Origin of the sequence: Shewanella amazonensis SB2B (assembly GCF_000015245.1) — a bacterium.
GTDB lineage: Bacteria > Pseudomonadota > Gammaproteobacteria > Enterobacterales > Shewanellaceae > Shewanella > Shewanella amazonensis.
The window spans coordinates 1,245,019-1,257,623 of sequence record NC_008700.1 but is presented as its reverse complement, the minus strand read 5'-3'; the positions used below and the strand labels follow the sequence as shown (position 1 = coordinate 1,257,623).

General features: G+C 53.7%; 9 protein-coding genes. 2 read left to right on the top strand and 7 right to left on the bottom strand.

Annotated elements, in window-relative coordinates; genetic code table 11:
• Nucleotides 1–5 precede the first annotated feature (5 nt).
• The 7 genes from ispD to rlmD form a co-directional block, all read right to left on the bottom strand.
• Nucleotides 6–722: a 2-C-methyl-D-erythritol 4-phosphate cytidylyltransferase gene (ispD, locus tag SAMA_RS05410; protein ID WP_011759154.1), complete on the bottom strand. Its 717-nt coding sequence runs from the start codon at nucleotides 720–722 to the stop codon at nucleotides 6–8.
• Nucleotides 719–1,036: a cell division protein FtsB gene (ftsB, locus tag SAMA_RS05405; protein ID WP_011759153.1), complete on the bottom strand. Its 318-nt coding sequence runs from the start codon at nucleotides 1,034–1,036 to the stop codon at nucleotides 719–721. Before ftsB ends, ispD begins: the two co-directional genes overlap by 4 nt.
• Nucleotides 1,037–1,217: 181 nt before the next feature.
• On the bottom strand, nucleotides 1,218–2,513 hold the full coding sequence (gene eno / locus SAMA_RS05400) for a phosphopyruvate hydratase (RefSeq protein ID WP_011759152.1): 1,296 nt from the start codon (nucleotides 2,511–2,513) through the stop codon (nucleotides 1,218–1,220).
• A 218-nt stretch (nucleotides 2,514–2,731) separates the two neighbouring features.
• Nucleotides 2,732–4,369, bottom strand: a complete 1,638-nt coding sequence (locus tag SAMA_RS05395) for a CTP synthase (protein WP_011759151.1) — start codon at nucleotides 4,367–4,369, stop codon at nucleotides 2,732–2,734.
• A gap of 97 nt (nucleotides 4,370–4,466) precedes the next feature.
• Nucleotides 4,467–5,294: a nucleoside triphosphate pyrophosphohydrolase gene (gene mazG / locus SAMA_RS05390; RefSeq protein WP_011759150.1), complete on the bottom strand. Its 828-nt coding sequence runs from the start codon at nucleotides 5,292–5,294 to the stop codon at nucleotides 4,467–4,469.
• Between the two features lie 113 nt (nucleotides 5,295–5,407).
• On the bottom strand, nucleotides 5,408–7,612 hold the full coding sequence (gene relA, locus SAMA_RS05385; RefSeq protein WP_011759149.1) for a GTP diphosphokinase: 2,205 nt from the start codon (nucleotides 7,610–7,612) through the stop codon (nucleotides 5,408–5,410).
• A 132-nt stretch (nucleotides 7,613–7,744) separates the two neighbouring features.
• On the bottom strand, nucleotides 7,745–9,076 hold the full coding sequence (rlmD, locus tag SAMA_RS05380; RefSeq protein WP_011759148.1) for a 23S rRNA (uracil(1939)-C(5))-methyltransferase RlmD: 1,332 nt from the start codon (nucleotides 9,074–9,076) through the stop codon (nucleotides 7,745–7,747).
• A 94-nt stretch (nucleotides 9,077–9,170) separates the two neighbouring features.
• Between rlmD and barA the strand changes: the two genes are divergently transcribed.
• Both barA and SAMA_RS05370 read left to right on the top strand, forming a co-directional pair.
• Nucleotides 9,171–11,996 (top strand): two-component sensor histidine kinase BarA, encoded by a 2,826-nt coding sequence (barA, locus tag SAMA_RS05375; RefSeq protein WP_011759147.1) that lies wholly within the window; start codon nucleotides 9,171–9,173, stop codon nucleotides 11,994–11,996.
• Nucleotides 11,986–12,591 (top strand): YjaG family protein, encoded by a 606-nt coding sequence (locus SAMA_RS05370; protein WP_011759146.1) that lies wholly within the window; start codon nucleotides 11,986–11,988, stop codon nucleotides 12,589–12,591. Before barA ends, SAMA_RS05370 begins: the two co-directional genes overlap by 11 nt.
• Nucleotides 12,592–12,605 lie beyond the last annotated feature (14 nt).

The window sequence follows — 12,605 nt, the reverse complement described above, 5'->3', positions numbered from 1 at the left end:
ATTCCTTAAGTGTGTTGCTGCTGGGCCTGAAGAAAAAGCCCCGCCAGCTGTAAATCGTCCGGGTGGGTGACCTTGATATTGTCGGCGCGGCCACTGACCAGCCCCGGATACACTCCGGCCCACTCCATCGCCGACGCTTCGTCGGTAATAGAAACACCGGCGGCCAGCGCCTGCTCCAGATGCTGTTTCAAGCGCTCTGCCGGAAAAAGCTGCGGCGTTAACGCATGCCACAGGGCTTCGCGGCAAACAGTGGTTTCGATACTGCCATCGGTCGCTGCCCGCTTCATGGTATCCCGCACAGGCATGGCAAGTATCGCGCCCTGGGGATACGTCAGCCTGCTTGCAAGCAGCGCATCTATATCACCATGGGTCAAACAAGGCCGTGCGGCATCATGCACCAGCGCCCAGGCATCGCAACTGTCCGGCAAGGCCGAAAGGGCTGCCAATACCGAATCGGCACGCTCTTTTCCGCCCAGTACCCGAGTCAGTTTGGGGTCGCGCGCTTCAGCCAAACTGTCAAACCAGCTATCTTCGGCCGAGACAGCGACTATGACCTTATCAATAGCAGGATGGGAGAGCAGCCTTTGCAGGGTATGGGCGAGGATAGGTTTATCCAATAACGGCAGGTATTGTTTCGGGATAGTGGCCCCCATTCGGCTGCCAATTCCGGCCGCAGGAACAATAGCGACGATGCTGCCACTGGAGCTTGATTGGAAATTCATTGATTGTCCTGTGACTGTTCCGAAGAGCGGATACTGCGACTATCGTTACCCACAACCCGGAAGAAAGTTTCACCCTGTTCAATCAAACCAAGTTCATTACGGGCCCGCTCTTCCAGCGCCTCAGTACCACTTTTCAGATCCTGAATTTCTTCTTTCAGCACCTCATTGCGTTCCAGCAACTCCGCATTACCGGATTGCTGATGGCTTATCCTGTCTTTCAGGGTGAAGTACTCGGTAAGGCTATTTTCGCCAAACCACAGCCGGTACTGGAGCAGCGCCAGCAAGGCAAAGAGAACCAGAACGAATGGCTTCATGGAAGAATTGCACTGATTGGGTGAATTTGGGGAGATATTACAACAAAAAAGGCCACCTTGGGGGTGGCCTTTTGCGCATTCAATCAAATTTTATCAGGCGATTAATCCTTGGCGCTGATTTCGTTCAGGCCGTGGCATTATAAGTCGCCTTCTGTAAATTCAATTAACCAATATCAGGCGATTAGCCCTTGGCATTGATTTCAGTCAGACCGCGGTATGGCGCTTTCTCACCCAGTTGCTCTTCGATACGCAGCAGCTGGTTGTACTTGGCAACACGGTCAGAGCGGCACAGAGAGCCAGTCTTGATTTGACCAGCAGCGGTACCTACGGCCAGATCGGCAATGGTCGCATCTTCGGTTTCGCCGGAGCGGTGAGAGATAACGGCGGTGTAACCGGCTTCTTTAGCCATGCGGATAGCAGCCAGAGTTTCGGTCAGAGAACCAATCTGGTTGAACTTGATGAGGATTGAGTTGGCAATGCCCTGCTCAATACCGCGGCTCAGGATCTTGGTGTTGGTTACAAACAGGTCGTCACCTACCAGCTGTACCTTGTCGCCAAGAATTTGGGTCTGGTATGCCCAACCTTCCCAATCAGACTCGTCCAGACCGTCTTCGATAGACACGATTGGATACTGCTCGGTCAGTGACTTGAGGAAGTCAGAGAAACCGTTTGAGCTGAATACTTTGCCTTCGCCAGACAGGTCGTACTGACCGTCTTTGTAGAATTCAGAGGCGGCGCAGTCCAGAGCCAGAGTCACGTCGGTGCCCAGCTTATAACCAGCGGCTTCAACAGCCTCTTTGATAACAGCCAGTGCATCGGCGTTGGAGGCCAGGTTTGGCGCGAAACCACCTTCGTCACCCACAGCAGTGTTCAGACCCTTTGCCTTCAGCACTTTCTTCAGGTTGTGGAAGATTTCGGCGCCCATACGCAGGGCTTCACGGAAGCTCTTGGCGCTCACTGGCTGTACCATGAACTCCTGGATGTCCACGTTGTTGTCAGCGTGCTCACCACCGTTAAGGATGTTCATCATGGGTACAGGCATGCTGTACTGGCCTGGGGTACCGTTCAGCTCAGCGATGTGAGCGTAAAGTGGAATACCTTTAGCGGCGGCAGCGGCCTTGGCGGCAGCCAGAGACACAGCCAGAATGGCGTTGGCACCCAGCTTGTCTTTGTTCTCGGTACCGTCCAGAGCGATCATGATGCCGTCCAGCTCAGCCTGAGCGGTGGCATCTTTACCCAGCAGGGCTTCACGGATAGGACCATTTACGTTGTCAACGGCCTTCAGCACGCCTTTACCCAGGTAACGGGCCTTGTCGCCGTCACGCAGTTCCAGCGCTTCGCGGCTACCGGTAGAAGCACCGGATGGCGCAGCTGCCATGCCCACAAAGCCACCTTCCAGGTGTACTTCGGCTTCTACGGTTGGGTTGCCGCGTGAATCCATGATTTCACGACCGATCACTTTGATAATCTTAGCCATAATGTCCTCGATTTAGTCTTGAATTAAAGGTTAAGTTGAAAAGAAAAACCCATACCCATCTCAGCGCTACATGAGCTCATGAACCAAATTGAATGCACCCTGATATGGGTATCTGATTTTTCTGTGTTTTTGTGCCATTGCTTATTTAGTGTCGGCGAATAATTAACCACAAGGAACAAAAAGGCCGGTACTGCCATCGCGGTACCGGCCTCTTGGCATTAGCTCAGGCTGCGCTTTTGGTGCGCTCTGGCTGCTGCCACAAAACCTTCGAACAGCGGATGTCCGTCACGGGGTGTTGAAGTAAACTCTGGATGGAACTGACCAGCCACAAACCATGGGTGGTTTGGCAGTTCAATCATTTCCACCAGTTTGCGGTCAGAAGACAGGCCACTGAATACCAGACCGGCTTTTTCCAACTGCTTCACATAGTGATTGTTCACTTCATAGCGGTGACGATGACGCTCGATACAACTCTCGGAGCCGTAAGCTTCAGCAGCCTTGGTACCTGCCTTGAGGTGACACAACTGTGCGCCAAGGCGCATGGTGCCGCCCAGATCGGACGCTTCGTCGCGCTGCTCAATATTACCTTCTTCGTCAATCCATTCTGTGATCAGACCCACAACCGGATGCGGAGTTTGCTTATTGAACTCGGTAGAGTGCGCATCTGTGAGACCTGCCACGTTACGGGCGAACTCGATAAGGGCTACCTGCATACCGAGGCAAATACCAAAGTAAGGCAGCTCATTTTCACGGGCATACTTGGCGGCAAGGATTTTACCTTCAACACCACGCTCACCGAAACCGCCCGGCACCAGAATACCGTCGAGGCCAGCCAGGGCTTCATCGCCTTTGGCCTCTACGCTTTGTGAATCTATGTACTTGATGTTAACCGTCACGCGGTTTTTCAGGCCCGCGTGCTTGAGCGCCTCGTTCACTGACTTATAGGCGTCTGGCAGCTCGATGTACTTGCCCACCATACCAATGGTGATTTCACCGTTGGGATTGGCTTCCTGATAAATCACGTTTTCCCACTCAGACAGGTCTGCTTCTTTGCATTCCAAGTGGAAACGCTTGCAGACCAGGTCATCCAGTCCCTGAGAGGTCAGGAGTGCCGGGATCTTGTAGATGGAGTCAACGTCTTTCAGAGAGATAACAGCGCGCTCTTCCACGTTACAGAACAGGGAAATCTTGGCCCGCTCGTTGGCAGGAATGGCGCGGTCACCGCGGCAAACCAGAATATCAGGCGCAATACCGATAGAACGCAGTTCTTTTACCGAGTGCTGGGTAGGCTTGGTTTTCACCTCGCCGGCAGCACCGAGGAATGGCACCAGAGTCAGGTGCATGAACATAGAGCGATCGCGGCCCAGTTCAACGCCCAGCTGACGGATAGATTCGAGGAACGGCAGGGATTCGATATCACCCACGGTACCACCGATTTCCACGATGGCCACGTCATGGCCTTCACCGCCTTCCAGCACCTTAGCCTTGATGGCGTTGGTGATGTGTGGGATCACCTGAATGGTAGCGCCCAGATAGTCACCACGGCGCTCTTTACGCAGCACTTCTTCGTAAATACGACCGGTGGTGAAGTTGTTACGGCGGTTCATCTTGGTACGGATGAAACGCTCATAGTGACCCAGGTCCAGATCCGTCTCTGCGCCGTCCTCAGTCACAAACACTTCACCGTGTTGTGTCGGGCTCATGGTACCTGGGTCAACGTTGATGTAAGGATCCAGCTTCATGATGGTCACGTTGAGGCCCCGTGCCTCGAGAATGGCTGCCAATGATGCTGCTGCAATGCCTTTGCCCAGCGACGAAACCACGCCGCCAGTCACGAAGATATACCTTGTCGTCATGCTGAACCTGAGAAAATATGAGTGTGAAAATATGTGCTTGTAAGAAAGCACCAGGACGGGGCGACAGTATATCAAAGCCCTGTGCTTTCGACAAACCTCAACGGGGAGATTTTTCCTGCTCTTTTACCTGATCCCAGAAGCCATCGAGCTCAGCAAGGGAATAATCGGTCAATTGTCTGCCTCCCAGGGTTGCCAGTTCTTCCACGCCGCGAAAACGGCGTTCAAACTTTTGATTGGCCCGGCGAAGTGCCTGCTCGGGCTCAACACCAAGATGGCGCGCCATATTCACCACTGCAAACAACAGGTCACCCATCTCACTGGCAACCCGCTCCTGGTCGGGACTGTCCACCTGCACTTCGGCCAGCACTTCGGCAATTTCTTCTTCCACCTTGGCCACCACCGGCGGCAGCTCGCCCCAGTCAAAACCCACCCGGGCCACCCGCTTCTGGATTTTGGCGGCGCGGCTTAGGGCTGGCAGGCCAACCGGCACATCATCGAGCACCGAGTGTTTGTCTTTGGCTTTACGCTCACTGGCCTTGATGGCCTCCCAGTTGTCTTTCACTTCTTTACTGGAACTCACTTCAATATCGCCAAACACATGTGGATGGCGGGAAGTGAGCTTGGCGCAGATGCGCTTTACCACCTCATCGAAATCAAACAGCCCCTGTTCTTTGCCAAGCTGGCAGTAGAACACCACCTGAAACAAAAGGTCCCCCAGCTCGTCCGGCAACTCATCAAGATCCATGCGCTCAATGGTGTCGGCCACTTCATAGGCCTCTTCCAGGGTGAAGGGCACTATGGTCTCGAAGCGCTGGGCCTTGTCCCAGGGGCAGCCATGTTTTGGGTCACGCAATTTGGCCATGATGGCCAGTAGCGGATTGATGTCGGCATTTGGCTCTTCATTTGCAATGATTTCGGTGCTCATTTGCATTCCCTTCTGCTGCGAAAACAGCGCAGCTATGACTTAAAAGACGTTAAAAACAAAGGCTGCAACGCAGCCCTTATTTGAAAGGTTCAGTATTCATCAGTTAACAGGCGTTAGAGGCGGCGAGCCTCAATCACGCCATCCACCTGACCGAGCTTGGACAGCACCCTCGAGAGGCCATCTACGTTGTAAAGTTCGAGCTCAAGCTCAATGGCAGCGGTCTGGTTTTTGATATCCGATGAGCTGCTCATGGCAAGCACATTGGATTTTTCCGCCGCCAGCACCGAGGTTAAATCCCGCAGCAATCCGGTTCTGTCGTTGGCGAGTACCCGCAGACGGATTTTGTAGCCACCGGAATAGTTTTCGCCCCAAACTACATCCACCACCCGCTCTGGATGGGCGCGCATCAGTTCTTTCACCTGCTCACAGTCGGCTCGATGCACTGAAATACCGCGTCCCTTGGTAATAAAACCGAAAATTTCATCACCGGGCACAGGGCGGCAGCACTGGGCAATATGGCTTAAGAGGTTCCCGACGCCGTTTACTTCAATTTGATCCCGGGTCTTGGCAATGGGCTTGTGCTGGCCTTTCTTGACCAGATCTTCCACGGCTTCTTCGTCGGAGATCTCATGCACCCGCATCCGACTCTGAATATGGTTAACCACCTGATTGAGACGCACATCGCCACCGCCGATGGCCGCCAAGAGGTCGTCCATATTGGTCATGTTAAAGCGCTCTATGGCGCTGGCGGCGTCTTTTAACGTCAGACCCACCCGGCCAAGTTCGACTTCCAGCATCTCGCGGCCGGCCGCCAGGTTTTTGTCCCTGTCCTGCTGCTTGAACCAATGCTGGATTTTGCTGCGGGCCCTGGAGGTCTTGATGTAGCCCAGGTTGGGATTCAGCCAATCGCGCTTGGGATTGGGGTGCTTGGAGGTGATAATTTCAATCCGCTCACCGGTTTCCACCTGATAAGTGAAGGGCACGATGCGGCCATCCACCTTGGCGCCAATACACTTGTGGCCAACCTGAGAGTGGATGTAATAGGCAAAGTCGAGCACGGTACTGCCGGCGGGCAAATCTACCACTTCACCGGACGGGGTAAATACATACACCCTGTCCTCGAACACCTGGCTGCGGATTTCTTCCACCAGGTTGCCACTTTCCACCACATCTTCCTGCCACTGCAGGATTTTGCGCAGCCAGTTGATTTTCTCTTCGTAACCGCTCTGCTTGCCAGCATGACCCTCTTTATATTTCCAGTGTGCAGCCACACCCAGCTCGGCGTCCTGATGCATGGCTTCGGTACGAATTTGAATTTCAACGGTTTTGCCTTCTGGCCCCACCACAATAGTGTGAATGGACTGATAGCCGTTGGGTTTGGGGTTGGCGACATAGTCATCAAACTCCCGGGGAATATGATGATAGAGGGTGTGCACCACGCCCAAGGCCCCGTAACAGTCCTGCAAACGGTCGGTGACGATACGCACAGCGCGTACATCAAACAGCTCATCAAACTTGAGGTGTTTGCCCTTCATCTTGCGCCAGATGGAGTAGATGTGTTTTGGGCGACCATAAACCTTGGCGCGAATATGCTCTTCATCGAGCTTGGCCTGCAGGTCATTCACAAACTGCTCTATATAGGTTTCGCGATCGATGCGCTTTCCGTCGAGCTGTTTGGCGATTTCTTTGTAGGTTTCAGGATGCAGATAGCGGAAGGAAATGTCCTCAAGCTCCCACTTGAGCTGGCCAATGCCCAAACGGTTTGCCAACGGCGCATAGATATCGGCGATTTCACGGGCCAGCAACACCCGGGTTTCTTCATCGGCATTTTTTACTGCCCGCAGCAGACACACGCGCTCGGCAAGCTTAATCACCACGGCGCGCACATCTTCCACCATGGCCAGCAGCATTTTACGGATGTTGTCGATTTGCATTTCAGCGGAACGCGACTGTTCACTGAGTTTCAGGCTGCCGATGGCATTCATGGTAACGACGCTGGCCACAAGATTACCCAGCTTGTCACCAAACTTTTCGACCAGTTTTTCCTGGGGTAAGAGCCCCGCTTCCTGCACCGAAAACAGTACGGCCGCCTGCAGGGTCTCAAGGTCCATATTCAGCGGTGCCAGAATTTCAATCATCTCTCTGGCACGGGACATCAGGGCATCATGGGCCTTGGCATCCTTCATCGGCATCGCCTGAACGGTGCGCAGCAGCTCTAGCAGCACCCTGGCATCCTCGGCGTCGTCTACATACCGAACCACCCAGTCTTCCAGATTGAAATCGACATCGTTGAAATGTGCTTCGCGGACAGACACCATAGGCTTAAGGATCCCTCTTCCCACTCTGGGCCAAACAAGTTAAAGACTTTATCTTCAGGATTGGCACGCGCTTGTCAAACCCAAGCGGGCCGATTGTCCATTAATTTTGCTACATCCAGCAAAATTCATCCGTTAATTGACCAATTCGAACAATGCCATGCCTTCGCTGTGATGGGTCTGGGGGAACATGTCCACCAGACCAAGGCGGGTCAGCTGATATCCTGCCTCAAAAAGCAGCACTGAATCACGGGCAAGGCTTGCCGGATTACAGGACACATAGAGCACCTTGGCAGGCTTCATCTTTTTGAGCCACTTAAGACTCTCATATGCACCGGCACGGGCCGGGTCCAGCAGCAGCTTATCGATTTTGCCAAGCCAGGGCTCGGCGGCCAAATCTTCACTGAGGTCTGCGCAGTAAAAACTGAGATTATCCAAGCCGTTTATGGCAGCGTTTTGCTTCGCCTGCGCCACCATTTCGGGCACACCTTCAACGCCAACTACCTCTGCTCCTTGCTTTGCAAGAGGCAAGCTGAAGTTGCCCACGCCGCAAAAGAGGTCGAGCACCCGCTCACCGGCATGCACATCGAGCCAGTTCATGGCCTGTGCCACCATGGCCTGGTTGACCTCGCCATTGACCTGAATAAAGTTACCCGGCGCAAAAGCCAGCTTGAGACCGTCCAATTGGTAATAGGGCAACTCATGGCCGCTGGAGAGAAACTCAAGCTCCCCTTCATTCCCCTGCAGCAAGAGGGCAATTTGCCGCTCATCGGCAAAGGCCGAAAGCAGCTTTTTATCGCTTTGAGCCAGCGGGGCAGTCACACGCAACACGGCAAAAAGCCCATTGGCGGCCTGTGTCAGCTCTAGATGCCCCAACCGCTGCTTGCCCTTGAGACGGTTAAGGAGCGTGGCAAAAGGCGAAATAAGCTCAGACAACGGCCTGGCCAGCACAGCACAGCTGTCGATACCCACTACCGATTTGCTGCCCTCTTCCCGGAATCCCAGTGCAAGCTGGTTGGTCTCTTTATCGAGGAGAGTTGCTAACCTGGCCCGGCGACGATAATGCCAGCTGTCACCGCTTACTTCGTCGGTATTGACTGTCACTGTTTGCGCAGCCGAACGGCTGACAATATCACCCAGCGCCTGACGCTTGTATTCAAGCTGACGTGGCAACGACAGATGCTGTAAATCGCAGCCACCGCATTTGCCATACCAGGGGCAAGGCGGTGTTTGCCGGTCGGGGCTTGCCTCTGATACCCGCTGCAATTTGGCACGGGCATAGTTTTTCTTTTGCTCTGTGAGCTGCACTTCCACGGTTTCGCCCGGCAAAGCGCCCGGAATAAACACCACCTTGCCCTGATGTTCGGCAATGCCGGCCCCCAAGTGATCGAGTCTTTGCACCTTGAGTGCTATCTTTTGGGAGAGCTTTTTCGCTTGATTGGGTTTCGCTTTGAAAAACTGCGCCATTGTGGCCTCATACAAGAAAAATCTGTTAAGACAGCCGGGTTTCTGGCAGTCTTAGTACATTCAAACTCAAAGGAAATCAGGGACAACCCAGCACATGAATACCGCGCACAATATGACAAAATACAGTCTGCGGTCCTGGGTATTGGTGTTGGCGCTAGCGCCCACTATCCTCGTTGGAATCCTTTTGGGCAGTTACTTTACCATAAACCGCTTCTATGATCTTGAAGACACACTCAAGGATATGGGCAGTAACATCATAGAACCCCTGGCCATTTCTGCAGAACAGAGCCTGTCGACCAATAACCGCGAAATCACCAAAATCCTGCTGGCCCGAGCCCAACTCAACAAATCGACACTGGTCAAGTCCATCGCCATTTTTGACATTAACAATCAGTTATTTGTCACTTCGCACTATCACAAAGACTTTGAGGTGATGCGTTATAAGGAAGCGCTGGAGTCTCTGAAAGAAACTCAATTCGAACATGAAGGAGACACCCTGATTGTTCGCACCCCCATCTTTGCCATCAGCAGCAAGCAGCCCATGGGTGACAACATTGACGAAGGCAGTGGCCGCTTCAGTGAAGCCGTCGTGATGCCCGACAACTCCAATGCCGCGCTGCTTGGCTATGTTTCCATGATGCTGAACAAGGAAAAGGCGCTGCTTGAGCAGCACCGGGCTGCTGTGGCCGCCTTTATTATCGTGCTGATTGGCGTGCAGTTAAACCTGCTGTTTACCTTCCGCTTGGTCAAAAACGTGACCCAGCCCATCACCGACATGGTGAAACTGGTAGGCAAAATCCGTGAAGGCAAACTGGATGCGCGGCTTGAAGGCAACCTCATCGGGGAACTGGATCTGCTCAATCGGGGTATCAATGCCATGGCAGCGTCGCTGTCGGAATATCACGATGAAATGCAGCAAAACATCGACCAGGCGACCTCTGATCTTCGCGAAACCCTGGAGCAGATTGAAATACAGAACATAGCGCTCGACAGGGCCAAGAAAGACGCTCAGGAAGCGAGCCGCATCAAATCTGAGTTTTTGGCCAACATGTCCCATGAACTCAGAACACCGCTCAACGGCGTGATTGGTTTTGCCAGACAACTCCTCAAAACCCCGCTGCATTCCAGCCAGATGGAATACATCAAAACCATCGAGCGCAGTGCCACCAGTTTGCTGCAGATAATCAACGACATCCTCGACTTTTCCAAGCTTGAAGCCAACAAGATGGTGCTGGAGACCATGCCCTTTGGCCTGCGCGCGTCACTGGAGGACACCATCAACCTGTTGGCAGGCAGCGCCCATGCCAAAGGGCTTGAGTTCGTGGTGGATGTGGATGCCAACGTACCGGAAAACCTGAGCGGCGATGTGATGCGCCTCGGGCAGGTGATGACCAACCTTTTGGGCAACGCCATCAAATTTACCGAAGAAGGCAGTGTCCATCTCAAAATCAGTCTTGCCAGTCTGGAAGACAACAACCTGACCCTGCGCTGTGAGGTGACTGACACAGGCATAGGCATTGATCCCGAGCAGCAGGAACTCTTGTTCCAGGCCTTTGGTCAGGCCGACTCCTCCATTTCCCGCCGCTACGGCGGCACAGGCCTCGGGCTGGTTATCACCAAGCGTTTGGTAGTGCAGATGATGGGCGGTCGCATAGGCTTTCATTCAGAGGTCGGCAAAGGCTCCAGCTTCTGGTTCACCGTGCCGCTGCAACTCAGTCCCTTCCCGGTGCACGATACCCTGCCGCTGGAAAAACTGATTGGCCACTCGGTGCTCTTGTTTGAGCCCCGCAAACTCACCCGCGAGTCCATCGCCCGTAAGCTCAAGGACTGGCACATGATGGTGACGCTGGCGAGCAACGAAGATGAGCTGGAGCGGCATTTGGATGACAGGCACTACGACGCCATCCTGTTATCCGGCCAAAGCTGCGAATCATGCGAAGATCTACAGCGGCACCTGTCACGGGTAAAAGACCATACAGGCTCGCTGCTGCTGCTCAACGACTGTCTCGACCCAGAGGTGTACACCCAGGAGATGGAGCCCTTTGTGGATCTGGTGCTGCAGCTGCCGGTGAGTGAGCTGAAGCTGGCGCAAAACCTCATATTCCCACCGGTGAAGAAAAATGCCGCGCCCAAACCGGCGCTGGCCACAAAACCCAGCGCCCGCCACCCCCTCAATGTGCTGGCGGTGGACGATAACCTGGCCAACCTCAAGCTTATCGACACCCTGCTCAAAGAGCTTGTTGCCAACGTGGTGGCGGTCAGCAGCGGCGATCAGGCGGTGGCGCTGGCCAAGAGCCGTTCGTTCGACCTCATCTTTATGGATATTCAGATGCCGGGCACCGACGGGGTTACCGCAACCCGCCTGATACGGCAGGACTCACTCAACCGCAATACCCCAATTATTGCCGTTACCGCCCATGCCATTAACGAAGAACGTGAGCGTATACAGGCAAGCGGCATGGACGGTTATCTGCCCAAGCCCATTGATGAAGCCGCCCTTAAAGGGGTGATTTCGCGCTGGCTCACCCGGCCCAAGTTCACCCACTTCGACAGCAACACGCTCAACTGGGAACTGTGCCTGAGCCAGGCTAATCAGAAAGAGGATCTGGCCATCGACATGTTAAAGATGATGCTGGAGTCCTTGCCCGGTACGGTTAACGATATCGAGCTTGCCATGGCCCGCAGCGATAACGAGTCTATGCTGTATACGGTGCACAAACTCCACGGGGCCAGCTGCTATTGCGGCGTGCCCACCACCCAAAAACTCTGCCAGCAAATCGAGTCTGCGCTGAAAGGCGGTGCCGATGTGGCGGATGTTGAACCGGAAATCCTTGAGTTACTTGATGAGCTGACTAAGGTAGAATCGGCGGCAACCCAAGTGATTTCCCAGATGTCAGCGGAAGTACCCAATGAGTTCTAAACCCGGATTTTTCAAGCGTCTCAAAGCGCTGTCTTTGCCCCAAAAGCAATTATTTGCCGTTGCCCTGTGCCAGCGCATGTATCCCAACTATCAGCTGTTTGCCGAAGTGTGTGAATTTGGTGAACCCAAGGTGCTGGACACAGTATTGAACCTGTTGTGGCAGTCGCTGTACGACCGAAAACTCAAACTGAACCTTGAGCTGCACACCAACAAACTCGAAGAAGTGATCCCAGAGCCGGAAAACTTTGATGTTTACGGCGTATACCCGGCAATGGATGCCGTGGTCGCCCTGATAAGCCTGCTGAGCGGTATCGAGAGCAAAATAGAAGAAGACATCACCAATATCAGTAAGTTGTCTTCTGCTACTGTGGCCAACTATATTGAAGCTATCAGCGATGTGGAGTTGGACGACGAGGCGCTGGATGACTTTGTCTTTGCCCACGAAGCCATGGTCGCAGAGCGTGAACTGCAAGGCACCTTATTGGAGCTGATTGAAGACAATCCGGACATGTCGGCGGATTTTATCAAGGCTCTGCGCAAAGAGCTGGTATCCAGCGGCGTGTCCAATATTGGTATCAGCCTGCAGGAAGCCTGAAACGGATATTCAGA

Excerpts from the sequence above, each read along its gene's own strand:
- ispD (WP_011759154.1), bottom strand. The coding sequence starts at position 722 with ATGAATTTCCAATCAAGCTCCAGTGGCAGCATCGTCGCTATTGTTCCT.
- ftsB (WP_011759153.1), bottom strand. The coding sequence starts at position 1,036 with ATGAAGCCATTCGTTCTGGTTCTCTTTGCCTTGCTGGCGCTGCTCCAG.
- eno (WP_011759152.1), bottom strand. The coding sequence starts at position 2,513 with ATGGCTAAGATTATCAAAGTGATCGGTCGTGAAATCATGGATTCACGC.
- SAMA_RS05395 (WP_011759151.1), bottom strand. The coding sequence starts at position 4,369 with ATGACGACAAGGTATATCTTCGTGACTGGCGGCGTGGTTTCGTCGCTG.
- mazG (WP_011759150.1), bottom strand. The coding sequence starts at position 5,294 with ATGAGCACCGAAATCATTGCAAATGAAGAGCCAAATGCCGACATCAAT.
- relA (WP_011759149.1), bottom strand. The coding sequence starts at position 7,612 with ATGGTGTCTGTCCGCGAAGCACATTTCAACGATGTCGATTTCAATCTG.
- rlmD (WP_011759148.1), bottom strand. The coding sequence starts at position 9,076 with ATGGCGCAGTTTTTCAAAGCGAAACCCAATCAAGCGAAAAAGCTCTCC.
- barA (WP_011759147.1), top strand. The coding sequence starts at position 9,171 with ATGAATACCGCGCACAATATGACAAAATACAGTCTGCGGTCCTGGGTA.
- SAMA_RS05370 (WP_011759146.1), top strand. The coding sequence starts at position 11,986 with ATGAGTTCTAAACCCGGATTTTTCAAGCGTCTCAAAGCGCTGTCTTTG.